This is a genomic window from Amycolatopsis sp. NPDC051372, from assembly GCF_040682095.1.
In the GTDB taxonomy this organism is placed as follows: domain Bacteria; phylum Actinomycetota; class Actinomycetes; order Mycobacteriales; family Pseudonocardiaceae; genus Amycolatopsis.
In genome coordinates this window covers 403,493-426,889 of the sequence record NZ_JBFBAF010000001.1, presented here as the reverse complement: position 1 = coordinate 426,889, position 23,397 = coordinate 403,493, and the positions used below count along the sequence as shown (strand labels likewise).

At 70.6% G+C, this 23,397-nt stretch carries 26 protein-coding genes and 1 riboswitch; of the genes, 13 read left to right on the top strand and 13 right to left on the bottom strand.

Annotated elements, in window-relative coordinates; genetic code table 11:
- Window positions 1-27: 27 nt before the first annotated feature.
- The 3 genes from AB0M56_RS02050 to AB0M56_RS02040 are packed head-to-tail and all read left to right on the top strand — an operon-like array spanning window position 28 to window position 2,745.
- A complete protein-coding gene (locus AB0M56_RS02050) occupies window positions 28-1,194 on the top strand; it encodes a folate-binding protein (RefSeq protein ID WP_364169972.1) in 1,167 nt (388 codons plus the stop codon).
- A 49-nt stretch (window positions 1,195-1,243) separates the two neighbouring features.
- The gene (locus AB0M56_RS02045; protein ID WP_364169969.1) at window positions 1,244-1,810 is read left to right on the top strand and encodes an aerial mycelium formation protein; all 567 of its coding nucleotides are present in this window, start codon (window positions 1,244-1,246) and stop codon (window positions 1,808-1,810) included.
- Complete coding sequence (locus tag AB0M56_RS02040) at window positions 1,807-2,745, top strand: asparaginase (RefSeq protein ID WP_364169966.1); 939 nt, start codon at window positions 1,807-1,809, stop codon at window positions 2,743-2,745. Before AB0M56_RS02045 ends, AB0M56_RS02040 begins: the two co-directional genes overlap by 4 nt.
- Here the strand turns inward: AB0M56_RS02040 and AB0M56_RS02035 are convergent.
- Window positions 2,726-3,622 carry a hypothetical protein gene (locus AB0M56_RS02035; RefSeq protein WP_364169964.1) on the bottom strand — a complete coding sequence of 299 codons (897 nt, stop codon included), beginning with the start codon at window positions 3,620-3,622 and terminating at the stop codon, window positions 2,726-2,728. The two genes, AB0M56_RS02040 and AB0M56_RS02035, sit on opposite strands and share 20 nt — an antisense overlap.
- 207 nt (window positions 3,623-3,829) lie before the next feature.
- On the opposite strand from AB0M56_RS02035, the gene AB0M56_RS02030 reads away from it, so the two are divergent.
- Window positions 3,830-4,018 (top strand): DUF3073 domain-containing protein, encoded by a 189-nt coding sequence (locus AB0M56_RS02030; RefSeq protein ID WP_364169961.1) that lies wholly within the window; start codon window positions 3,830-3,832, stop codon window positions 4,016-4,018.
- Between the two features lie 103 nt (window positions 4,019-4,121).
- Window positions 4,122-4,976, top strand: a complete 855-nt coding sequence (locus AB0M56_RS02025) for a 3-hydroxybutyryl-CoA dehydrogenase (protein WP_364169958.1) — start codon at window positions 4,122-4,124, stop codon at window positions 4,974-4,976.
- A gap of 33 nt (window positions 4,977-5,009) precedes the next feature.
- Here the strand turns inward: AB0M56_RS02025 and AB0M56_RS02020 are convergent, their stop codons facing one another.
- The 4 genes from AB0M56_RS02020 to AB0M56_RS02005 are packed head-to-tail and all read right to left on the bottom strand — an operon-like array spanning window position 5,010 to window position 9,067.
- Window positions 5,010-5,795, bottom strand: coding sequence for an ECF transporter S component (locus tag AB0M56_RS02020; RefSeq protein WP_364169955.1), 786 nt, complete (start codon window positions 5,793-5,795; stop codon window positions 5,010-5,012).
- Entirely contained in the window at window positions 5,792-7,390 is a 1,599-nt protein-coding gene (locus tag AB0M56_RS02015; RefSeq protein ID WP_364169953.1) for an ATP-binding cassette domain-containing protein, read from the bottom strand. Before AB0M56_RS02015 ends, AB0M56_RS02020 begins: the two co-directional genes overlap by 4 nt.
- Complete coding sequence (locus AB0M56_RS02010; RefSeq protein WP_364170723.1) at window positions 7,387-8,463, bottom strand: CbiQ family ECF transporter T component; 1,077 nt, start codon at window positions 8,461-8,463, stop codon at window positions 7,387-7,389. Before AB0M56_RS02010 ends, AB0M56_RS02015 begins: the two co-directional genes overlap by 4 nt.
- The gene (locus AB0M56_RS02005) at window positions 8,453-9,067 is read right to left on the bottom strand and encodes a hypothetical protein (RefSeq protein ID WP_364169951.1); all 615 of its coding nucleotides are present in this window, start codon (window positions 9,065-9,067) and stop codon (window positions 8,453-8,455) included. The genes AB0M56_RS02010 and AB0M56_RS02005 overlap by 11 nt, the downstream gene beginning before the upstream one ends.
- Window positions 9,068-9,119: 52 nt before the next feature.
- Window positions 9,120-9,255: riboswitch (cobalamin riboswitch) on the bottom strand.
- 43 nt (window positions 9,256-9,298) lie between these two features.
- Here AB0M56_RS02005 and AB0M56_RS02000 point away from each other — a divergent pair.
- The 3 genes from AB0M56_RS02000 to AB0M56_RS01990 all read left to right on the top strand — a co-directional run bounded on the left by AB0M56_RS02000 (window position 9,299) and on the right by AB0M56_RS01990 (window position 12,045).
- Window positions 9,299-10,195, top strand: coding sequence for a Gfo/Idh/MocA family oxidoreductase (locus AB0M56_RS02000; RefSeq protein ID WP_364169948.1), 897 nt, complete (start codon window positions 9,299-9,301; stop codon window positions 10,193-10,195).
- Window positions 10,196-10,453: 258 nt separating this feature from the next.
- Complete coding sequence (locus tag AB0M56_RS01995; RefSeq protein WP_364169945.1) at window positions 10,454-11,110, top strand: VanZ family protein; 657 nt, start codon at window positions 10,454-10,456, stop codon at window positions 11,108-11,110.
- Window positions 11,111-11,301: 191 nt separating this feature from the next.
- A complete protein-coding gene (locus AB0M56_RS01990) occupies window positions 11,302-12,045 on the top strand; it encodes a GNAT family N-acetyltransferase (RefSeq protein WP_364169943.1) in 744 nt (247 codons plus the stop codon).
- Here AB0M56_RS01990 and arfB read toward each other — a convergent pair.
- From arfB to AB0M56_RS01955, 7 genes are all read right to left on the bottom strand, one after another.
- A complete protein-coding gene (gene arfB, locus AB0M56_RS01985; protein WP_364170721.1) occupies window positions 12,042-12,458 on the bottom strand; it encodes an alternative ribosome rescue aminoacyl-tRNA hydrolase ArfB in 417 nt (138 codons plus the stop codon). The two genes, AB0M56_RS01990 and arfB, sit on opposite strands and share 4 nt — an antisense overlap.
- Before the next feature lie 55 nt (window positions 12,459-12,513).
- Entirely contained in the window at window positions 12,514-13,584 is a 1,071-nt protein-coding gene (gene purM, locus AB0M56_RS01980) for a phosphoribosylformylglycinamidine cyclo-ligase (protein ID WP_364169941.1), read from the bottom strand.
- A 30-nt stretch (window positions 13,585-13,614) separates the two neighbouring features.
- Entirely contained in the window at window positions 13,615-15,141 is a 1,527-nt protein-coding gene (purF, locus tag AB0M56_RS01975) for an amidophosphoribosyltransferase (RefSeq protein ID WP_364169938.1), read from the bottom strand.
- Between the two features lie 226 nt (window positions 15,142-15,367).
- On the bottom strand, window positions 15,368-15,739 hold the full coding sequence (locus AB0M56_RS01970) for a hypothetical protein (RefSeq protein WP_354864993.1): 372 nt from the start codon (window positions 15,737-15,739) through the stop codon (window positions 15,368-15,370).
- Complete coding sequence (locus AB0M56_RS01965) at window positions 15,726-15,965, bottom strand: DUF397 domain-containing protein (protein WP_220245081.1); 240 nt, start codon at window positions 15,963-15,965, stop codon at window positions 15,726-15,728. Before AB0M56_RS01965 ends, AB0M56_RS01970 begins: the two co-directional genes overlap by 14 nt.
- Window positions 15,966-16,391: 426 nt before the next feature.
- Window positions 16,392-17,270 (bottom strand): helix-turn-helix transcriptional regulator, encoded by an 879-nt coding sequence (locus AB0M56_RS01960; protein ID WP_364169935.1) that lies wholly within the window; start codon window positions 17,268-17,270, stop codon window positions 16,392-16,394.
- Between the two features lie 187 nt (window positions 17,271-17,457).
- A complete protein-coding gene (locus AB0M56_RS01955; RefSeq protein WP_220245083.1) occupies window positions 17,458-17,838 on the bottom strand; it encodes a sterol carrier family protein in 381 nt (126 codons plus the stop codon).
- 58 nt (window positions 17,839-17,896) lie between these two features.
- Between AB0M56_RS01955 and AB0M56_RS01950 the strand changes: the two genes are divergently transcribed.
- The 5 genes from AB0M56_RS01950 (at window position 17,897) to AB0M56_RS01930 (ending at window position 22,836) form a co-directional block, all read left to right on the top strand.
- Window positions 17,897-18,574 carry a type VII secretion system-associated protein gene (locus tag AB0M56_RS01950; protein WP_364169933.1) on the top strand — a complete coding sequence of 226 codons (678 nt, stop codon included), beginning with the start codon at window positions 17,897-17,899 and terminating at the stop codon, window positions 18,572-18,574.
- Window positions 18,575-18,785: 211 nt separating this feature from the next.
- Complete coding sequence (locus AB0M56_RS01945) at window positions 18,786-19,601, top strand: lysozyme (RefSeq protein ID WP_364169931.1); 816 nt, start codon at window positions 18,786-18,788, stop codon at window positions 19,599-19,601.
- 172 nt (window positions 19,602-19,773) lie between these two features.
- A complete protein-coding gene (locus tag AB0M56_RS01940) occupies window positions 19,774-20,670 on the top strand; it encodes a lysozyme (protein ID WP_364169928.1) in 897 nt (298 codons plus the stop codon).
- 216 nt (window positions 20,671-20,886) lie between these two features.
- On the top strand, window positions 20,887-21,759 hold the full coding sequence (locus AB0M56_RS01935) for a hypothetical protein (protein WP_364169925.1): 873 nt from the start codon (window positions 20,887-20,889) through the stop codon (window positions 21,757-21,759).
- Window positions 21,760-21,762: 3 nt separating this feature from the next.
- The gene (locus tag AB0M56_RS01930) at window positions 21,763-22,836 is read left to right on the top strand and encodes a pentapeptide repeat-containing protein (RefSeq protein WP_364169922.1); all 1,074 of its coding nucleotides are present in this window, start codon (window positions 21,763-21,765) and stop codon (window positions 22,834-22,836) included.
- Here AB0M56_RS01930 and AB0M56_RS01925 read toward each other — a convergent pair.
- Window positions 22,817-23,389 carry a TetR family transcriptional regulator gene (locus AB0M56_RS01925; protein WP_364169919.1) on the bottom strand — a complete coding sequence of 191 codons (573 nt, stop codon included), beginning with the start codon at window positions 23,387-23,389 and terminating at the stop codon, window positions 22,817-22,819. The two genes, AB0M56_RS01930 and AB0M56_RS01925, sit on opposite strands and share 20 nt — an antisense overlap.
- Window positions 23,390-23,397: the final 8 nt, after the last annotated feature.

Below are 23,397 nucleotides of genomic sequence, written 5' to 3'. Positions count from 1 at the left end.
TCACGGTACTCACCTAGTCTTGTGGTTATGGCCTACCGCTCGCCGTTGCTCGAAGCCCCCCGCGCGATCGCCGCGCCTGACGGACACCCCGAGTCGGGAGTTCCGTGGCACTGGGGCGATCCGTTCGCCGAGCAGCGCACCGCCGCCCGCGGCGTGGTCGTGATCGACCGCTCGCACCGCGAAGTGCTGGCTGTTTCAGGCGAAGAACGCTTGAGCTGGCTGCACCTCGTGATCTCCCAGCACGTGACGGAGCTGCCCGAAGGGTCCGGCACCGAAGCCCTCGTGCTCGACAGCCAGGGCCACGTCGACACGCACTTCGTGCTGGCGCACCTCGACGGCACCGTCTGGCTCGACAGCGACCCCGGCCCCGTCGCGACGAGCGCGCTGCCCAAGGGCGGCAAGCAGACGTTGCGTGAATACCTCGAGGCGATGAAGTTCTGGTCGAAGGTCGAGATCCTCGACGCCACAACGGAACTCGCCGTCCTCACCGTGCTCGGGCCCGAGGCCGAACGCGTACTGACGGCGGTGGGTGTGGAGGTCGGTACCGAGCCGTATTCCGTGTCGGAGTTGCCCGGCGGTGGTTTCGCGCGCCGCATGCCGTGGCCGTCCCGGTCCAGTGTGGACCTTCTCGTGCCGCGTGAAGAGCTCGCGACGTGGTGGCAGCGCCTCACCGACGCGGGTGCGCGCCCGGCCGGCAGCTGGACGTTCGAAGCGCTGCGCGTGGAATCGCGGCACCCGCGGGTCGGCGTGGACACCGACGACCGCACCATCCCGCACGAGGTCGGCTGGATCGGCAGCGCCGCCCACGTGGCGAAGGGCTGCTACCGCGGCCAGGAGACCGTCGCGAAGGTGCACAACGTCGGGCGCCCGCCGCGCTACCTCGCGCTGCTGCATCTCGACGGTTCACCCGAGATCACGCCCGAAACAGGTGACCCGGTGCGCCTGGGCGAACGTGTGGTGGGCCGCGTGGGCACCGTCGTGCAGCACCACGAGCTCGGCCCCATCGCGCTGGCCCTGGTCAAGCGCTCCGTGCCCGCAGGCGCGGAACTGCTGGCCGGACTGGGGAAAGACGACGCGGCCGAGAACTCTGAAAACAACACTGACCGCATCGTTCAGGCCATCGTGGACCCCGACTCCGTGCCGGGTGAGCACGCCGCCCCTGGTCGGGAGGCCGCGCAACGGTTGCGGGGCTGAAGCGAACCCGGCGGTAGCATTGTCGGGGAATCTAGAGCAGGATGTGCCCGTGATCGAAGTGCGTCCCGGTGGGCGACGGCGGATCGACCGCGTCCTCGCCCCGGGATACCTCACCGGACTCGGCGACCTGCCGCTGCCGGTGCTGCGCGAACGCCGTGACGAGGCCGCGCAGGAGGAGACCGACCTCTCGTACCTGCGCCGGCTGCTGCACGCGCGGATCGACATCGTGCGCGCGGAACAGCAGCGCCGGTCGTCCGGTGGCGTCAACAGCATCGTCGACCAGTTAGCCACGATCCTTGCCGACAACGCGCTCGGCCCCGCCACCGGTTCCGGGCGCCACCAGCAGCTCGAACCCTCGCGCGCCGGCGAGCACCGCCGCCACGCCGAGGCGCTGATCGGCGACACGGACCTCACCGACGTCGGCACGCTCTCCGACGGCAAGCTCGCCTCCGCGCTCGACACCTACGCCACCGAGGAGTCTTCGGTGTCCACGTTCCGGCGCCAGGTGCAAGGCGTGATGGACACCCTCAACGCCGAGATCGCCGCCCGCTACCAGCGCGGCTCTGCGACCGTCGACGAGCTGCTCGACTCCGAACTGGGACGCACCGAAGAGTGACAGAACCGGTTCTCGTCGAGGTCGAGCGGTCCGGCCTCGTGGAAAGCGTGCACCGCGGTTCGCTCGTGATCACGGCCCCGGACGGCAGCGTGATCCACGAGGTCGGCGACGTGATGAGTCCGGTGTTCCCGCGCTCGTCCACCAAACCCCTGCAGGGCGTCGGCATGCTGCGCGCCGGCCTGGACTACGACGGCGCGGACCTCGCGCTGGCCTGCGGTTCCCACTCCGGCGAACCCGGTCACGTCGAGCGCGTCGCGGCGATGCTCGCGGCGGCCGGCCTCGACGAGTCGGCGCTGGCCTGCCCGCCCGCGTACCCGCTGCACGAGCCGACGATGCACGCGGCGACCGAGCCGCTGCGCGTCACGATGAACTGCTCCGGCAAGCACGCCGGGATGCTCGCCACCTGCGTCGCCGCGGGCTGGCCGACCGACGGCTACGAGCAGCCGGGCCACCCGTTGCAGAAGGCGCTCGCCGACACCGTGGTGGAGCTGACCGGGGAACCGATCGCCACCACCGGCGTCGACGGCTGCGGTGCGCCGCTGTTCGCCTACTCGCTCACCGGCCTGGCGCGGGCGTTCGGCCGGTTGGTGCAGGCTTCGGCGGGGTCCGAAGAACTGCGCGTGGCCGACGCCATGCGCGCGCACCCGTGGCTGGTCGCCGGCACGGACCGGGAGGACACCGCGCTGATGGGCGCGGTGCCAGGCCTGCTGTCGAAGATCGGCGCCGAGGGCGTGCTGGCGTTCGCGCTGGCCGACGGCACGGCGGTGGCGCTGAAGATGTCGGACGGCGCGAAGCGCGGCTGCGCGCCGCTGGCCGTGGCCGTGCTCGCGCACCTGGGCGTGGACGTCTCCGACCTCGAAGCCCTCGCGAACCCGCCCGTGCTCGGTGGTGGCCGGCCCGTGGGCCGGCTGCTCGTCAGTTGGAGCGCTCCCTAGCCGCTAGGTCGCCCCAGAACTCGCGCAGCTCGGAGAACAGCTCGGCCAGCTCCTCGACGTTGCCGGTGCGCAGGGCCTCGAGGATGTCGTGAACCTCCTCGGCCGTGGTGTCGGACTCGAGGATCGCATCGGCGAACAGTTGCACCAGGCCGCCGTAGTCCAGTTCCACTACGGAGTCCGGGTCGAAGCTCTCCAGCCACTGGCGCGTCTGCGACAGCACGCGGCCCGGACCGGAGTCGCCGAACGCGGCCTCGATCAGCTCGCCGGCCTCGGCCGCGCGGGTCAGCGCGTCGGACATCGACATGCGCCACGACAGCTCGCGCACCGGATCGTCCTGGCCGGAGCCGAGGACGAGCTTGCGCTCGTCGGGGTCGACGAGGACGAACCACGGCAGCGGCACGGTCCAGGTGGTGGTGAGCGTGTGGGCGGCGGCCGTGGTCAGGTCGGTCATCGCGGCCTTCGTGTGCGAGCGGGCGCGGTCGGCTGAGACCCCGCCGGCGTCGAGCACGGCGTTCTTCAACGCCGGGGTCGCGTCGCCGAGGAACGTCACCAGCGCGGCGGCCGCGCGGGCGCGCAGTTCGAGCGGGCAGACGAACGGGCCGGTGCCGGGGTGGCCGGCCGGCACCTCCGCCGGGTCGAGCACGAGGACGTCGGTCAGCAAGCTCGGCGCGGGCCGGCCGTCGGCGAGCTCCGCGGGCAGCAACCGGGCGGGCGCGGCAGCCTGTGACTTGAGCCACACAGCCTGCTCGCGTTCGCCGATCGCGGCCCGGCGCAGCTTCGCCGCGGCGACCGCTTCACGCAGGCGGTCGTCGGGCGGGTCACCGAGCGCGAGCAGGGGTTCGTACACCCTCAGATACGCCACGAAGGGACGGAGCACCTGAGCATCGTGGCACGCCCACCTGCGCGGATCACCCCCGACAGGCCGGTAACCGGCGTCCGGCGGACACTGTCGCCACCGGCACACCGTGCCACGTCGCATCGAACCCCCGGGACACGGTACGGTGTGACCAGGAAAGAACTGTCGAGACGATGCGGGGCCGCCGATTCCCCCGGCCGCCCCGCCCCTGTGCGAGGGGGTCGAGCCATGGGGCGCGGCCGGGCTAAGGCCAAGCAGACGAAGGTGGCGCGCGAGCTCAAGTACAGCTCCCACGACACCGATTTCGATGCTTTGCAGCGCGAGCTGTCAAGTGATTCCTCGCCCAGCAACGGGCACGAGGACGACAACCGGTACGAGGACCCGTACGACGACGGGTACGACGAATACCGGCGTTGAGCAGACGCGATACGCGAGGGTGGAGTCCGGGCACGGCCCGGCACCACCCTCGCGCGTCGCGTGCTGCCCATTTTCTGTGCCTGCGTGACGAAGGAGCTAGCCGGTGACAGACATTCAGCGAGTCGGCGTGGTGGGTGCCGGGCAGATGGGCTCGGGCATCGCCGAGGTGCACGCCAAGTCGGGTTTCGACGTGGTGATCACCGAGGTCAGCCAGCCTGCTCTCGACGCCGGCAAGGCGCGCATCGAGAGGTCGCTGCAGCGGGGCGTGAAGAACGGCAAGCTGTCGGCCGAGGACGCCGACGCGGCGCTGGGTCGGCTGCGCTTCACCACGGAGCTGGCCGAGTTGGCCGACCGTGACCTCGTGATCGAGGCGATCCTCGAGCAGGAGCAGGCCAAGGTCGACGTGTTCGGGCAGCTCGACAAGATCGTCTCGCGGGAAGATGCGATCTTCGCGTCCAATACCTCGTCGATCCCGATCGTGAAGATCGCCATGGCCACGAACCGGCCACAGCAGGTCGTGGGCATCCACTTCTTCAACCCCGTGCCGGTGCTGCCGCTGGTGGAGCTGGTCCCGTCGCTGCTCACGGGCGACGACACGGCCCGCCGCGCCGAGGAGCACGCCGGGGCGCTGGGCAAGACGGTGATCCGCGCCCAGGATCGCGCCGGCTTCATCGTCAACTCGCTGCTGGTGCCCTACCTGCTCTCGGCGATCCGCATGGTCGAGTCCGGCTTCGCCACCGCCGAGGACATCGACCGCGGCATGGAGCTCGGCACCGCCCACCCGATGGGCCCGCTGCGCCTGTCGGACCTCATCGGCCTCGACACGGTGAAGGCCATCGCGGACTCGATGTACGACGAGTTCAAGGAGCCCCTCTACGCGGCCCCGCCGCTCCTGCTGCGCATGGTCGACGCGGGCCTGATGGGCAAGAAGTCCGGTCGGGGCTTCTACACCTACTGATTTTCGACGGGCTCGACGAGGCCGGGCGTTCGCTCAGGGCCGGGTGAACGCCGCTCGCCGAGCCGCTCGGCGCAGGATCGTGAGGATGGCCGGGCCCAGGACCAGGATCGCGACGAGGTTGGTGATCGCGCGGCCCGTGTCCCAGCCGAGCGTGGACGTCAGCACGGTGAAGACGAGGAACCGGTGCAGGTTGGCGCCCAGCGGCGCACCCGGCACGAAGTCCAAAGCCGACGTGCCCGCCAGGAACGGCCAGGTGAACATGCTCATCGCGAGCCCGTAGAAGTACGCGGCCACCACACCGTAGGCGGCGAGCAGCGCGATTTCCCAGCGGCCGCGCACGCCCCGCGGGAGCAACCCCGCACCCAGGCCGACCAGTGAAGACGCGAGCATCTGGAACGGCAGCCACGGCCCGACGCCGCCCGTGAGCAGCGCGGACGCGAAGAGCGAGGTCGCGCCCAGCACGAAGCCGAAGCCCGGGCCGAAAACGCGGCCGGCGAGCACGAGCAGGAAGAACACCAGCTCGATGCCGCCCGTGCCGGCGCCGAGCGGCCGCAGCGCCGCGTCGACGGCGGAGAGGACGCCGAGCAGGGCCAGGGCCTTCGCGTCGAGACCGCCGCTGGAAAGTTCGGCGAGCACGATCAGGATCAGCACCGGCAGCGTCGCCATGAAGATGAACGGCGCGTCGGCGGTGTGGCCCGAAGGCGGCGTGGACACGAAGAGCGGCCAGCAGAACATTGCCAGGCCGAGTGCCACGGCAACCACGAGCACGGCGGCGGTTCGCAGCCGGATCCGCACGGCCGGGCCGAGGAAGTCGATCACCTCAGCGCCTGCTCGACCTCGGCGACCGTCAGCCATTCCTGCGGCGCCAGGACCTTCGCGACCTGCGGTGCGAACGCCGGGGACGACACGACGACGTCGGAGGTCGGGCCGTCGGCCACGACCTCGCCTTCGGCCAGCACCACCACGCGGTGCGCGGCCACGGCGACGAATTCGACGTCGTGCGTGGCCAGCAGGATCGCGTGGCCTTCGGCGGCCAACGCGGCCAGCGCCGAGGCGAAGTGGCGCTTCGCGGGATAGTCCAGGCCGCGCGTGGGCTCGTCGAGCAGGACGACGGGCGGCGCGGCCGCCAGCTGCACGGCCAGCACGAGCGCGAGCCGCTGTCCTTCCGAGAGGTCACGAGGGTTCGCATCCGCGGAGACATCCGAAACCAGCCGGTCCAGCAACGCCCGGGCCGTGCCCGCGGCGGCGCCCGATTCGACGTCTGCCTGCCGGCACTCGGCGGCCACGGAGTCGAGGTACAGCAGGTCGGACGGCGTCTGCGGCACCAGACCGACACGCGACCGCGCCGCCCGCGGCCGCACCGAAGCCGGGTCCGCCCCCAGCACGTCGACGGTTCCACCCGAGCGCGGCCCACTGCCCTGCAGCGCCCACAGGAGCGAAGACTTGCCGGACCCGTTGCGCCCCATCAGCGCGACGACCTCGCCCCGGCCCAGCCGCAGGTCCACCCCACGCACGGCCATTACGCCCCCGTAGCGCACCTGCACCCCCTGCGCGGTGAGCGCGTCCTCCGTAGGCACGCCGGCCGCGGCAGGGCGGGTCACCGACGAGAGGCGCTCCCGCAACGGCCCGGCCCGCCGCCGCGCGTCTCGCACCGAGAGCGGCAGCGGCGACCACCCCGCGAAGCGGCCGAGCTCCACGATCGGCGGCGCCACGTCGGCGTCCGCGAACACCTCCGCCGGCGGTCCGGACCGCACGGAACCGTCGCCGGGCAGGTAAAGCAGCCGGTCGGCGTACTGCGCCACGCGCTCCATCCGGTGCTCCGCGACGACGACTGTCGTGCCGAGGTCGTGGACCAGCCGCGTGATCGCGGCCAGCACCTCCTCGGCGGCCGTCGGGTCGAGGGCGGACGTCGGCTCGTCCAGCACGAGCACGCGCGGGTGCGCCGTGAGCACGGACCCGATCGCCACGCGCTGCTGCTGGCCGCCCGAAAGCGTCCGAAGTGGACGGTCGCGCAGCTCGGCGATGCCCAGGAGGTCGAGCGTCTCCTCGACGCGCTTGCGCATCACGTCGGGCGCCACGGCCAGCTGCTCCATCGCGTATGCGAGCTCTTCCTCGACGGTGTCCGTGACGAACCCGGCGAGCGGGTCCTGCCCCACGACGCCGACCACCGAGGCCAGCTCACGCGGCAGGTGCGTGGCTGTGTCCAGGCCGTCGACGAGCACGCGCCCGGCCAGGGTCCCGCCGGTGAAGTGGGGCACGAGCCCGTTGATGGCGCCGAGAAAAGTCGACTTGCCGACCCCCGTGCGCCCGGCCACGAGGCACAGCTCGCCTTCCTCCACCACGAGGTCGACGCCGCGCAGCACCGGCGAGGAAGCTCCGTCGTAGGTGACGGTGACCTGTGAAAACTCGATCATCGAGCCACCTCGGCGACGGGCAGTGGCCGCGGCGCGAGCCAGGCCGGCAACGCCGCGATCAACACGGCCAACGCCGGCAGCAAGGGCAACGTCGGCCAGCTCGGCGGGCTCACCGACGTGGCCAGCTGCGCCGGCGAGGAAGCCAGCAGCAGCCCCGCCGACGCGACCCCACACAGCACCACCAACGTCTCCGGCAGCCGCCACGGATCAGGCCGGTACGCCGTCCGCCGGATCCGCCGTCCGCCCAGCACGAACCCGGCGGACGCCACGGCCAAGCCCGCCACCAGCATGGGCACGCCGAGCCAGCTCGACGACCCGTCGAGCACCCCGTACACCCCGACGGCGACCCCGAACAGCCCCGCGAGCACGCAGGTCGCGATCAGCACCCGCACGCGCGGCGCGAGGTAGCCACGCCGGCCGTAGCCGCGCGAGTCCATGGCCGCCGCCAGCAGGAGCGAGCGGTCCATCGCGTCGGCGAGCACCGGCACGAAAACCCCCTTCACGAACCTCAGCCCCCGGCCGCGCGCCGCCCGCAGCCGTCGCGCGCGCCGCACCCGCTGCACGCTCTCCACCAGCTGGGGCGCGACCGAAAGCGCCACCGTGACGGCCGTGCTGACCTCGGCCAACGCGCCGGGCACGGCCTTGAGCAGGCGTTTCGGGTTGGCCAGCGCGTTGGCGGCGCCGACGCAGAGCACGATCGTGGCCAGCCGCAGCCCGTCGTAAAAGCCGCCGAGCAGCTCCTCCGCCGACGTCGGCCCCAGCAGCTCGATCCCGGCGGCCGCGGCGGGCAGCGGGATCGTCGGCAGCGTGAAGAGCACGTGGCCGCCGTCCTCGCCGCCGCTGAGGATGCGGAACAGCACGCGCGACACCACGATCACGCCCGCGACCAGCGCGTACACCCGAAAAGCCAGCGCCCACGGCGCGTCGCCCCGGCGGTTCACCACCACGAACCCGGCCACGGCGATCACCAGCGCGAGCAGCAGCGGGTTGGTGGTGCGGCTGGCGGCGACGGCGAGCGCGAGCGCCCACACCCACCACGCGCCCGGGTGCAGAGCCCGCGCGTTACCGGGCAGCACGCCTGCGCCGCAGCCCGACGACCACACCCGCGACGACGAGCACCGCGATCACGACGAGCCCGATCACCAGGCTCCACGGGAAACCGCTGCCGCCGGAATCCGTGGCCGCGGCCGCGGGCGCAGGCACGTTGGCCTTCCGCACCGGCGCCACCCGCGGCGGCGGGTAGTCCTGGAAGGACTTCTTGTGCGCGAACGACCAGCCCTCGAAGCTCCCCGCCGGCGGCTTCCAGCCCTGCACGCCGACCTGGCTCGAAGCCCACTTGCCACCGTCGGTCGCCGTCCAGAAGCTCCACGACGCGCTCTCCGGCGGCATCCCCGAGCACGACTGGTCGGCCGGTTTGCCCTCGATCTTGCAGATCAGCGCGAGGCCGTACTTGCCGACGCCCGCGATGTCGAGGCCCGCGTTCTGCATGGCCGCCACGCCGTCGGCCTGCGGCCCGGGCGCGCAGCGGATCAGGGTGTCGCCACTGAGGTCCTGGAAGTCGACGACCACCGTCACGCCCGTGGCGTCGGGGCAGTACCCCGCGGCGCCCTTGCCGGGCACGGTCGCGGTGGCGGGACTCGCACCGGACAGACCGGCGGTGACCAGGAGCGCGGCCACGGCAAGGAGCCGGGCAGAAAAGACAGGGAACAACCGCATCGTTGATGAACCTCGCATCGAATCGGACCACGGCGGGCGATCCGGCTCACGGCCGCACGGGCGGCCGCTCACGGTTGCGGGTCAGCGCCGGATTCCCACCGGCTTCCCCCGATCGTGGTGTACAGCTGACCGACGTTAACCCACCGGAGGTACCCGCCGGAAGCGGCGCCGGACACACTTACACTGCCGGGCGTGGACGTCGGACAGCTGCGCATCGGCCTCGTCGGAACCGGTCCCTGGGCGACCACGGTGCACGCGCCGGGCCTGACCGAACACCCCGGCACCGAGCTCACCGCCGTGTGGGCGCGCCGCATCACCAGCGCCCGTCCGCTGGCCGAGGCCCACGGAGCCGTCGGCACCGACGACCTCGACGAGCTGTTCTCGCTGGTCGACGCCCTCGCCTTCGCCGTGCCGCCCGCCGTGCAGGCGGAGATCGCGACGCGCGCGGCCGAGACCGGCAAGCACCTGATCCTCGAGAAGCCGATCGCCGCCGACCTGGCGAGCGCCCAGCGGCTGGCCGACGCCGTGGACAAAGCCGGCGTCGCGTCGCTCGTGATGCTCACGCTGCGGTTCTCCCAGCAGACGCGCGAGTGGCTCGACGGCCTCGCCGCCTCGGGCGGCTGGCGCGGCGGTGGCGCGCGCTGGCTGTCGGGCGCGCTGCTCGGCGGGCAGTACTCGACCTCGGCCTGGCGCCTCGACGCGGCCGGTGGCGCGCTCGCCGACATCGGCCCGCACGCGTTCGACCTGCTCGACGCCGCCCTCGGCCGCATCACCGACGTGCTCGCGGCTCACCGTGGCCCCGACGACCTGTGGCAGCTGATGTTCGCCCACGAGGGCGGCGCCACGAGCACCGCGACGCTGTCGCTGCGACTGCCGGTTCAGCCGAGCGTGGTCGAGGTCGCGGTCTACGGCGAGCACGGCTACCGGACGCTCGGTCGCAAACCGGGCACCGCCGGGGAGTCCTACACGGCACTGCTGGACGACTTCGCGGCCATGGTCGCGAGTGGCACGACCACGCATCCGTGCGACGTCCACCGTGGCCTGCACCTGTCCGCGCTCATCGGGAAGGCGCGCGAGCTCGCCGGGTAGTACACAGGCTCGAACCCTTGATTTCCGTTGTGAAACAAGGCTTTTCACCAAGTCGGCGAAATCCTTCCACAGGGTTGTCCACAGCATCCACTATGGACGGTCCGCGCCTCGACCGAACCACGGGAAGCCGTTTCGCGCCACCGGAAAGATCACCGAATAGTGCGGCCCGCTGAGCATGCCGACTCGAACCGGCAATGCGAAGGTTGATCTTGGGAGGGCGGGAAGAAGCAGTTCAGAGGGGTTCGAGAAGGGAAGCGCATGGGCGCCTTGCTGCGCGCTTTCTGGGGGATCATCCCGATCACGGCCATCGCGTTGCCGTACGCGCTGCTCTGCTGGCCCTTGCTCGCCGCGCGGAGGCGGCGAAGAAGCAGCATCAGCCTCGGCCACGCGTCGGCGACCGCGGCCGTCGACGTGACGGCGGTGACGATCGGCGCGCTCGTGCTCTGCCTGGTCATCATGCCTGTCGGCACAGCTTCGGGGAGCACCCTCGATCTCGTGCCCGGTGCCGACCTCGCCGCCGCGCTGTCCGACGACGGATCGCTTTGGCAAGTCGTCGGCAACCTGCTTCTCCTGTGCCCGCTGGGCGCGCTCGTGCCGCTGCGCCTGCGCCGGCTGCGGTCGATCAGCCGGATCACGCTCACCGCCTTGAGCGCGTCCGTGCTGGTGGAGGTCACGCAGTTCCTCATCCACAGCGGCCGCGTGACCTCGACCGACGACGTGCTGCTCAACACCATCGGCGCCGCGCTCGGTGCCGCCCTGACCCGCCGCGGCTGGCGCTACTTCGACGTGGTGCCCGTGGTCGCGATCCCGCAGCAGGTGCGTCGGACCGTCTGCAACGCGCCTGTCCGCCTGCGCGTGCCGCGTTCGGTGTGGGACACGCGCTACGCCGGGATCGGCCACCGCGAACGGCGCTGAGTTAAATCGGTTGCCCCAGCTGGGACACTGAAAGCTCTCGGATCTTCGGACGAAGGAACGCCTATGTTTGCCGCCGCTGCTCGCGACGGCCGAGGTCAGGCCTGACGCGAGCCCGTCAGCCGTCCTCCCATGCCCTGCCCTTCTCGGCAGCGCGCGTGTGTCTCCTTCGACCCCGAAAGGGATCACCCAGCATGTCCGCCCTTCAGGCGTATGTCCGTGCCACCGCGCCCCGAGGCCGTGACGTCGAACGGATCGGCCCGTTCCTCGCGACCTTCTCCCGCACCACCGGCCACCCGATGCTCAACTACGCGATCCCCGATGACGGCGCCGAGCCGTCACCGGCGGAGATCACCGCGCTGACCGAGGCGTACGCGGGCCGCGGCCTGCAGCCCCGGCTCGAGTTCTTCACCGAAGCCGCGCCCGGCCTGGAGGACCTCCTCGTCGCGCAGGGCTACTCGCTCGAGCGGCGCATCCCGCTCATGACCTGCACCCCGGCCGACTTCGTGGACCACCCGGCACCCGCCGGGATCGTGCTCCGTGTTCCGGAGACGGACGCCGACCTGCGCAGCCTGCGTTCGGCGCAGAACGTGGCCTTCGGCGAGTCCCCGGAGGTGTCCGACGCCGAACTGGCGAGCACCCGCTCGTTCGGCGACCGCGCCGTGCGCGCCGAGGACACCGCGACGGGCGCGGTGATCGGCGGCGGGTTCGCGCTGGACATCGTGGACGGCGCGGCCGAGATCGCCGGCATCGCCGTCGCCGAGGCCTACCGCCGCCGGGGAATCGCCGCGGCGATCACGGCGCATCTCACGCGTCTGGTCCACGAGCGAGGTGGCCCCACGGCCTTCCTCACCCCGGGCGATCTGGGCATCGCCACGGTCTACCGCCGCGTCGGCTACCAGCCGGCCGGCGAGTGCGTGCACCTGTCGGTGAGCTAGTCGTCGAACCGGCCGCCGCGGCCGCGTTTCACGTCGCTGCGGCGTTTCTTCGCGGCCAGGCGGCGTTCCTTCGAACCCCGGGAGGGTTTGGTGGGACGCCGCTTGGCCGGCGGCGGCGCGGAAGCCTTGATCAGCAGGTCGGCGAGGCGTTCACGCGCGGCGTCGCGGTTCTGCAGCTGCGAACGCTGCTCGCTGGCCGCGATGGTGATCACGCCGTCGACCAGGCGACCCGCCAGCCGCGCCACGATCCGCTCGCGCAACGACTCCGGGATCACCGCCGACCGCGCGACGTCGAACGAGAGCTCCACGCGCGAGTCGGTGGTGTTCACGCCCTGCCCGCCCGGTCCGGACGACCGGGAGAAGCGCTCGCTCAACTCGGCCGCCGGAATCACGAACCGGGAGCCGACAACCACGTCCTCTGCTACTGATGCCACGCTGTCCAGTCTTCCAGCCGCGACAACCGCGTTTCTAGAACCGCGGGTGGTCGCCCGAGAGCACGGCACGCGGGCCGTCGGGGTTGTCGGCCGGCTGCACGTCGCCGAGGATCCACGCCGGCACGTGGCGCGCGGTCAGCACGGCCAGCGCCCGGTCGACGTCCTCGGCCGACACGATCGCGACCATGCCGACGCCCATGTTGAACGTCTTCTCCAGCTCGGCGCGCTCGACCTTGCCGCGCTGCCCGATCAGGGCGAACACCGGCGCCGGCGTCCACGTGCCGCGCTCCAGCCGTGCGACGAGGCCCCGCGGCATCACGCGCGCGAGGTTGGCCTCGAGGCCGCCGCCGGTGATGTGCGCGAACGTGCGCACCTCGGTCTCGGCGGCCAGCGCCAGGCAGTCCTTGGCGTAGATCTTGGTCGGCTCCAGCAGCTCCTCGCCGAGCGTGCGGCCGAACTCCTCGACGTGCCCTTCGAGCGGCATGCGCGCGATGTCGAGCAGCACGTGGCGGGCCAGCGAGTAGCCGTTGGAGTGCAGGCCCGAGGAACCCATGGCCAGCACGACGTCACCCGGGCGCACCTTTTCGGGCGTGAGCAGCGCGGACGCCTCGACCACGCCGACGCCGGTGGCCGACACGTCGTAGTCGTGCTCGCCCATCAGGCCCGGGTGCTCGGCCGTCTCGCCGCCGAGCAGTGCGCAACCGGCCTGCACGCAGCCTTCGGCGATGCCGCCGACCAGCGCCGCGATCTTCTCCGGGATGACCTTGCCGACCGCGATGTAGTCCTGCAGGAACAGCGGCTCGGCGCCGGTCACGACCAGGTCGTCGACGACCATGGCCACCAGGTCGATGCCCACGGTGTCGTGCTTGTCCAGAGCCTGCGCGACCGCGATCTTGGTGCCCACGCCGTCGGTGGACGACGCGAGCACCGGCTCCTTCCACTTGTCGAGCTTGAGCGAGAACAGCCCCGCGAACCCGCCCACACCACCGCGCACCTCGGGGCGGGTGGCGCGCTCGGCGTGGGGCTTGAGCAGCTCGACGGCCTGGTCACCGGCTTCGATGCTGACACCGGCGGCTGCGTACGTGGCGCTCGTGGACTCGCTCACGGAAGCGGACTCCCTACTGGACAAATCTGACTAGGGACGCCGGACGGCGTCTTCGGCACCGTACCCGGCCGGGCTGACCGGAGTCGCTTTGCCATTGACCGAATCCATGCTTTCCAGCAGGTGCTTGCCGATCAACGCGTCGTCCGGCAGGTCGATGGGGTATTCGCCGGAGAAGCACGCGGTGCACAGGCGTGACTTCGGCTGCTCCGAGGCCGCGACCAGGCCGTCGAGCGAAATGTAGCCCAGCGAGTCGGCTCCGATCGAGCGGCGGATGCCGTCGAGGTCGACGCCGTTGGCCACGAGCTCGGCACGCGAGGCGAAGTCGATGCCGTAGAAGCACGGCCAGCGCACGGGCGGCGAAGCGATCCGCACGTGGACCTCGAGCGCGCCGGCCTCCCGCAGCATGCGCACGAGCGCGCGCTGCGTGTTGCCGCGGACGATCGAGTCGTCGACCACGACCAGGCGCTTGCCGCGGATTACGTCCCGCAGTGGGTTGAGCTTCAGCCGGATGCCCAGCTGGCGGATCGTCTGCGACGGCTGGATGAACGTGCGCCCGACGTAGGCGTTTTTCACCAGACCGGTGCCGTACGGGATACCCGAACCCTGCGCGTAGCCGATCGCGGCCGGCGTGCCGGACTCCGGCACGGGCATGACCAGGTCGGCGTCGGCCGGGTGCTCGCCGGCGAGCCGGCGGCCGATCTCCACGCGCGTGGCGTGCACGCTGCGGCCGGCGATCGTGGTGTCGGGGCGGGCGAGGTAGACGTACTCGAACACGCAGCCCTTGGGCTCCGGGTTCGCGAACCGCGACGAGCGCAGGCCTTCCGCGTCGATGGCGATGAGCTCACCCGGCTCGACCTCGCGCACGAACGACGCGCCGCAGATGTCCAGCGCGGCCGTCTCGCTCGCCACGACCCAGCCGCGCTCCAGGCGGCCGAGCACGAGCGGGTGCACGCCGTGGGGGTCGCGGGCGGCGTAGAGGGTGTTCTCGTCGGCGAAGACCAGGCAGAACGCGCCCTTCAGCGTCGGCAGCAGCTCCATGGCCGCGGCCTCGATGCCCTTGTCGGCCGCGTTGGCGGCGAGCAGGCCGCAGACGAGGTCGGAGTCGCTGGACGAGCCGGTGAGGCCCGCGTGCGGCTTGAGGCCGGCGGCCTTCGTGCGGTCGCGCAGCTCGGCGGTGTTGACGAGATTGCCGTTGTGTGCGAACGACAGGCCGCTGCCGGTGGCCGTGGTGCGGAAGATCGGCTGCGCGTTCTCCCAGATCGTGGCGCCGGTCGTGGAGTAGCGGCAGTGCCCGACAGCGATGTGGCCCTGCAGCGACTGCAGCACCTGCTCGTCGAACACCTGGCTGACCAGGCCGAGGTCCTTGAAGACCACGATCTGCGAGCCGTCGGAGACCGAGATGCCGGCCGCCTCCTGCCCGCGGTGCTGCAGCGCGTACAGGCCGTAGTAGGTCAGCTTCGCGACCTCTTCCCCGGGAGCCCAGACGCCGAAGACGCCACACTCCTCGCGGGGTTCCGGTTCGGGCTGGTCAGGACGGGCGGAGGGGTCGGAAACCACCGAGGTGCTCCCAAGAAGACGTGGGCGGGCCAAGTCCAAGTGTAAGGGGTGTTAAGCCGGGTCTGGCCGTGCGCGACGTGGTTCTCCCCACTTCACGGGCTTGTGACGACCGCTCCAGGGAGAGCAGTGCTCGCGTTGTGGATCCCGATTCTCGGCCCCGAACGTGAACCAGGCCCCGCACGACGTGGCTGTCCACATCGCACGGGGCCTGAAGATCAAGGGTGTCTCAGCGGGCCGCGAGCCACTTCGAGGTGCCACCGCGCCCGGGCACCCAGCACCCCTTGGCGGGGGCGAGCGCCTTGGTCTCCTCATCGGGGAGCGCGAGCACTTCGGTCAGCACCTCGGCGACTTCACCGCGGCGGCGCCACAGCCACTTCTCGGGCTCGAAGACGTTGTCCTCCGTCCCCGGCACCCGCGTGGCGACCGCGTCGTCCTCGGCGTTGAGCCGGACGACGTCCACCACGTTGTCGTGGACCCGCACGCCGACCACGGCTTCGAACTCGCCGTTCGCGTCCGTCTGGTGCACGAACTGGTACCCGCGGCCGATGAGCTCCTGGAGACCGGTTTCGACGGTCTCCAGCGCGTCAGCCGAGGACATCGTCGAATTCGCCGTCCTTCGCGCCGGCGAGGAACGCGGCCATCTCCGCACGGGTGTATACGAGCGCCGGACCGGTCGGGAAGCGGGAGTTGCGCATCGCGATCTCGCCGGATGCCAGCGGAGCGACCTCCACGCAGTTGCCCACAGCGCCGCTGTAGCTCGCCTTGCGCCACTGGGCGCCGGTCAGACGGTCGGCCGGAATGCCGTTCTCGAACCGCTCAGCCATGATCCCCACCTTCCGGGACGGTGAAAAGCTCAGGAATCTGCACGTGCATCTACCTGTGACTGGGACGCTAGCACGCGCTCATGCAGCGGTAAATGCACGTGCAGAAGTTTCTGCAAGTTTCTCACTGCGTGACGACAGACTTCAGTAGAAAGTCCCGGTCGGACGATTTCATCACCACTCGAAGGGGTGAAAAATCACGCTGGGTCGCTGTTGACGCCAGGAAAGTGGCGCTGAGCGAAAGCTCGACCCACCGGCGACCTCAGCGGGTGAACAGCCGCGACGGCGTGTGAGCGCCGAAATTTCAGTGACCGCCGGTTCGACGCCCTGTGGGCGCCTCGACGCCCTGCAGAGTGACATGACGCGGCACCCTCGCGACGCGGCTGAGGACCCCTCAGCGGCTCAGGCAGACCACGAACTCGGCGAACCTCAGATCTCCGCGCGGCGCTTGGCCAACCGAGCCCGGCTGCGCTCCGGCGTCTCCGCGTCGACAGCCAGCAGGTCGAGCGCGCGGCCGTACTTTTCGATCTCGTCGCGCTTGTCGAGGTAGTGGGCGCCCGTGAGGTACTCGACGTAGGCGATGTTCGGCAGTTCCGACTCGGCGAAGCGCAGCAGCGTGAAGGCGTGCTCGGCCGACAGACCGCTACGGCAGTACGGGAGGACCTGCACCGACACGTGCGGCAGCGTGGTGACCTCGAGCAGGTACTCGAGCTGCTGCTTGAACACCTTCGGCCCGCCGATCGGCCGGTAGAGCACCGACTCGTCGAGGACCGCCCACAGGCGGGGCGCGTCGGGCCTGGCCAGCAACTTCTGGCGGCGCATGCGCAGGGCCACGAGCTGGTCGACCTTCTCGTCGGCCATCTCGGGGCGGCCGTGGCTGAAGATCGCACGCGCGTAGGGCTCGATCTGCAGCAGGCCGGAGACGAACAGCGGTTCCCAGATCTGGATGCGCGACGCGGCTTCTTCCAGACCGACGAGGTCGGTGAACCAGCCGGGCACGGTATCGCCGAACTTGCGCCACCAGCCGGCCTCGTTCGACTGCGTGACCATGTCGAGGAAAGCGCGACGCTCTTCGTCGTCCGCGACGCCGTACATGGTGAGCAGGTCGGCGACGTCGCGTTCCTTGAAACCGACGCGGCCGAGCTCGAGGCGGGAGATCTTGGACTCGGAACCACGGATGTTGTAGCCCGCTTGCTGACGCGTGATCCCGGCTTCCTCACGCAGCTTGCGCAGCTGCGAGCCGAGGATCATCCGGCGCGCAGTCGGGCCGAGACTCTGCTCGCCACCGGACGCGTTCACCGCGTTCATGACCGGGACCTTCCGTACGCCGCTCGTTTACCTGGGGGATTCCAGCCCGACTACCCAAAGTACACGTACAGAGCCAACCCGTATAGCACGGCTCGGCACGCGTCGGGTTTGTCGTCACGATTCTACGGAGAGTCGGCCCCCGACGACACAGTCAGGTGAGTAATCACCGGTCAAGACCCCCAGGTGGTCAGAGCCGGACCACGGGGAGCCAGTGTGAAAGGTCGGCCCGCGAGCCCGAGGCCGTCACGCGCGCCGCGTCGAGGGCGCTGGGCCAATCGAGAAGGCCCGTCGCCAGCTCGAGCCACGTGCGGGGGTCGGTTTCGATCACGTTCGGTGGCGTTCCCCGGGTGTGGCGGGGACCCTCGACGCACTGCACGGCGGCGAACGGCGGCACGCGCACTTCGACGCTGCGCCCGGGCGCGTCGGCGGCGAGCGCCTTGAGGCTCAGCCGCACCGCGGCCGCCAGCTCGGGCCGCGCCGGATCCGGCCCGTCACCTCGCAACCAGCCCGAAACGGCCAGCACCGCCGCCCGTAACTCAGCGGGATCGACCGAACGCGAAGAGGCCATGGCCCAACAGTAGAGTGACGTCGGACGAACATTCAGCACCCGGCACCGAGGGACGGCGATGGCGCAGCGGGACGAGGCAGATCGGATGGTTTCCCCGACCACCCCCGCGGCGCGCCGCGGCAAACCGGAGGGAAAGCCCGCCACCGCCGGGCGGCACGGCCGGCGCGGACCGCAGGGCAAACCCGAAATCACCCCCGAGATGCGGGCCAACGCGCGCGCCAACCCCAACAGCTGGCTCTACGTCATCGACGAGGCCTTCGACCCGGGCGGCCCGGTGCCGTCGTGGGCCGTCGTGGGCGCGTACCCGGTGAACGCCTCGGGCGACGTCGTCGAGGACTTCCACCCCAACGACCGCTACCGGCCCTCGCCGAAGGCGCTCGGCTACCCCGAGCCCGGCACGGAGCTGGAGCGGCTGCTGCAGCTCGTGCGCACTGAGCACCGCCCGGCCGAAGACCTGCCGAAGGTCATCCTCGACTCGACGCTGTTCGTCTACGCCATGTCCCCCGTGCAGCGCACGGTCATCGGCTTCCACAACACCGACGGCCGCGTGATGGTCCCCGCCTACACCGCCAAGTCGCTCGTGCCGCGCGAGTGGCCGCACGCACGCGCCGTGCTGGGACGCGACATCGTCAGCTTGCTCGGCGGGCACCCCGTGGCCATCAACCCGCACGACGGCATCACCGCCGTCGTGCCGGCCGAGCACCTGCTGAAGGCGCTGGCCGAAGAACGGCGCTGAGCTCCACTCCGGCTGAGACGTTTCGAAATAGCCCGCTGTCCCGAGTGGACAGCGGGCTATTTCGTACCCGCGACCCGTCACCCTCACGGATCCCGACCCCACCCCGACCTGCGGTCCTCACTCCATCAGGTGATCACCGAGTCGCCGGAACGGCGGCTTGCGGGCATCGTTTGCCTTCGTTGGAGTACACGCGTCCGGTTGGGAGCCCAGGGTGAAGCGTCGTAATCCGCTGCTGCGCCGGAGTGCCACCGTGTGGGGCGCCGCGGTCGTTTCCGGGCTCGCGCTGTGCACCCCGGCCACAGCCGCGCCGAGCTACGAAGGCGCCGACGACCACTACGCCGGCTCGCAGATCGAAAAGTACGAGGGCGTCGCCGGCGCGCCGAACGTGGAATACACCGCGAGCGACCAGGTCCGCGGTCACGACGTGAGCGGCCACCAGGGCGCGGTGGACTGGACCGCTGCCGCGAAGGCCGGCGCGAAGTTCGTCTACGTGAAGGCCACCGAGGGCACGGGGTTCGTCAACCCGCAGTTCGCCCAGCAGTACAACGGTTCGTACCAAGCCGGGATCATCCGCGGTTCGTACCACTTCGCGCGCCCGGACGTGTCCGACGGCACGACGCAGGCCAACTACTTCCTCGCCCACGGCGGCGGCTGGTCCGCGGACGGCAAAACGCTGCCGGGCGCGCTCGACGCGGAGTACAACCCCTACGGCGAGACCTGTTACGGCAAGGACCCCGCCGGCATGGTCGCGTGGATCCGGTCCTTCTCGGACACTTACCGTGCACGAACCGGGCGCCTGCCCACGATCTACACGTCCACGAGCTGGTGGAAACGCTGCACCGGCAACAGCCCGGCGCTCGGCGCGAATCCACTGTGGCTCGCGCGCTACAACACGCAGATCGGCGAGCTGCCGGCCGGCTGGCACAGTCAGGCGATCTGGCAGTTCGCGGACAAGGGTTCGCTGCCGGGAGACCAGAACTGGCTCAACGGTCCCCTCACCAACCTCCGCGATCTGGCAATCGGGTGAACATTCGTTACTACGCTGGGAATTAGTAGTCATCAACCGATGAAAATCACCCAGGCGAACTTTTAACTTCACGGATCTTGATGACAAACCGAGGGACGTCATCAAGAATCTCCCCCGGGCGGCTACCTGCAATAGCCGCCCTCAGCGAGGGTATCTGTGAAGGGATTCAACGATGTCCACTTCCCGAAGAGGACGGCGGGCGACCCTGCTCGCCGTCCTGGCCATCCCCACCGTGGCGCTCCTGCTCGGCTCCACGGCCCAGGCGATTGCCGTTCCCTACAACCCGGACCAATCGGCCAGTGAGATCACTGCGATAAACGCCGACATCCAGGCGCACAACCACGAACTGGGGTCCCAAATCCGCCGAGTGGAGGGCGATTCCTCAACACCGGCGTCCAAAGTCAAAGCCGAGCAGCCGCAGCCCGCGGCCGCCATCCCGAACCAGGTCCTGGCCACCGTGCCGGGCATGGACGTCGCCAGCTACCAGGGCAACGTCAACTGGGCGAGCTGGTGGAACCAGGGCAAACGGTTCGTCTGGACCAAGGCGACGGAAAGCACGAGCTACACCAACCCGTATTTCACTCAGCAGTACAACGGTTCGTACAACCAGGGCTTCATCCGCGGTGCGTACCACTTCGCCACCCCGAACACCTCCAGCGGAGCGGCGCAGGCGAACTACTTCGTCGCCCACGGCGGCGGGTGGTCCAAGGACGGCAAGACCCTGCCGGGCGCGCTCGACATGGAGTACAACCCGTACGGCGCGACGTGTTACGGCCTGAGCCAGGCCTCGATGGGCGCGTGGATCCGCGACTTCCACGACACCTACCACGCCAAGACCGGCCGCTGGCCCGTCATCTACACCTCGGCGAGCTGGTGGAACCAGTGCGTGGGCACATCGCAGAACTTCTCGTCCACGGTGCCGCTCTGGGTCGCGCGGTACGCGTCGTCGGCCGGCGCACTGCCGAACGGCTGGGGTTACTACACCGTCTGGCAGTACACCTCGAGCCCGCTCGACCAGGACACTTTCAACGGTGCCCTCGACCGGGTCCAGGCTCTGGCCAACGGCTGATCCGCTCCTGGGTGACAGCTGATTCACCGCTGATTCCCGGCTGAGGCTCCCGGCCGCCCCTGCCTGCGGGGCGGCCGGGAGCTTCGTTCTCGTCACGTCTTTTGTGCAGTGGCTCCCGACCTTGCAGAATGCACCTCACGTGGGGAGGAACCACCGGCGCTCGCCGGTCGTCAGACCACGGCGCGAATCGGTGCACCAGGAAGGGCGGAACCGGAGATGACCTACCCACCGCAGCCAGGGCAAGGCGGCCAGCCGGACCCCTACGGCCAGGGCTGGCAGCAGCCCGGCACGGGCGGGGTTCCTCAGCAGCCGGGGTGGGATCCGAACGCGCAGCAGCCTGGCCAGCAGCCCGGGTGGGACCCCAACGCGCAGCAGGGCGGCCAGCAGCAGGGCTGGGACCCGAGCACGCAGCAGCAGTACCCCGGGCAGCAGCCGTACGGCCAGCCGTACCAGCAGCAGTACCCGGGCACCCAGCAGTATCCGCAGCAGGGCTGGGACCCGAACCAGCCGTACGGCGGCGGGTACGGCGGTGGTCCCCAGCCGCCGAGGAACAACAAGACCGGGCTGTGGATCGGCATCGCCGTGGCCGTGGTGGTCGTGGTGGCGCTGGGCATCACCGGATTCGTCGCGCCCGGCTTCTTCCTGAGCAAGGACTCGGGCTCCACGGCGCAGACGCAGAACCCGGTGCCGCCGCCCGCGCAGTCGTCGCGGCCGCAGCTGCCCACCGGCGAACCGTCGGAGCCGGGCCTGCCGACCGACGAGAGCGACCTCCCCGGTACCGGTGGTGGCGGCAACGCGCCGGCCGAGGGCAAGCAGGCCGTGGACGCGTTCGTCGCGAAGATCAACGCCAAGGACGGCGCGGGCGCCACCGCGATGACGTGCCAGGGCAGCGAAGCGTTCTCCAAGGACAGCATCGACGAGGCCACCACCGGCACCCCGCAGCTCAAGGTCGAGAGCTACGACGGCACCGCGACCGTCACGGCCAACCTCGACGGCAGCCTGTCCGGAAAGGACGCCAACGGCTCGGTGATCGCCACCAGCGTCGGCGGCAACTGGTGCATCGGCTTCTTCTTCGTCATCGCCTTCTGATCGGTGCGGTCCCCACTGCTCTGGACGTTCGTCGCGTCCGTGCTGCTGCTGTGCGGGGTCGGGGGCTGGCTGCTCACCGACCCCGCTACCAGCCGCAGCGATGCCCTGAAAACGGCCGGCCTGGCCGGCGGCGCCGTCGTGGCGCTCTACGCGCTGTGGCTCAACGACCGGCGCCGCCGCGTCGAAGAGGCGCGCCAGGAGATCGAGCGGCAGCGCCACGACCTGGAGATGCGCCGGGCCGAACAGGACCGTGAGCGCGTGTCCGACGAGCGGTTCGCCAAGTCGGTGGAGCTGCTCGGGCACGAGGCCGACCAGGTGCGCGTCGGTGCGTTGCACGCGTTGGCGGGTTTGGCGCGCAGCCGGCCGACGTACACGCAGACCGTGCTCGACGTGCTGTGCGCCTACCTGCGGCGGCCGTTCAAGCACGCACGGTACGAGAATCCCGAGCACGGCGACGGACCCGAAGTCGAGCGAGAGCTCCAGGTCCGCCTGACCGCGCAGCGGCTCGTCGCCGAGCTGCTGCCGTGGGCGTCCGAAGTGGACGCTGCGAGCTACGACCTCGACCTCACCGGTGCGGTGCTGGAGTACCTCGATCTGTCCCGCCGCAAGATCGGCCGGCTGCTGCTGCGCTACGCGTCGCTGCACAGCAGCACGAACCTCAGCGGCTGCTTGATCACGGACCGGGCGTACTTCACCGCCGCCGGCACCGGCGACGGCCGCCTGATCGGCAACTTCCGCTGTCGCGGCGCGAAGTTCCTGGACTACGCGTGGTTCAGCGGCACGGTGTTCACCGAGAACGCCGACTTCACGGAGACGACGTTTGCCGGGCGCACCGCGTTCAAGGACGCCGTGTTCACCAAGGACGCCCTCTTCACCGACGTTACGTTCGACGACTCACTGGACCTGCGGCGGGCTTCGTTCGGCGGCCACGCCGACCTGCGCTTCGCGCGCGTGCCCGAGCACCTGGCGCTCTACAACACGAAGGTGACGTCCACAAAGGACAACCAGATCCCCGACGGCTGGCTGCTCGAACCACTCGACGACGGCGTCGCGCGGCTCACCGTGCCGGCGGGCTGACCGCCTCGATCGCCGCGTCGAGCAGGTCCCCCAACGGCTGCTTGCCCGCCACGCGCGTCCACTCGTAGCCCGCGACGTCCAAACAGGACAGTGCGGCCGAGCCCAGCGCATGGGCCGCGAACTCGTCGCCACCCAGCCGCTTGGCCAGCACCGGCGCGAGCACTTCCTGCCACTGCAAGTGCTTGCGCAGCAACGCCGTGCGCAGCGCGGGCGTCTCGGCCAGGATCGTCGCGCGAGGCAGCCCCGCGGCCTCCAGCGACTCCACGCACACCTGCAGCGCCGCGCGCAACGCCGCCCACGGCGCCTCATCGGCGGGCCGCGCTTCGAGAGCCGCGGCCAGCTCGTGCCCGAGCTCCATCAGGTTGCCGACGACCATGTCCTCCTTGCCGGCGAAGTACCGGAAGACGGTGCGCGTCGAAACCCCCACGGCGGCCGCGATCTGGTCCACGGTCGTGCCCTCGAAGCCCTGCTCGGTGAACAGATCCATCGCATTCGCGGCGATCTCCGCGGTGACCGCCCTGCGCGTGACCTCGCGCAACCCTTCACCGACCATGCGGCCGA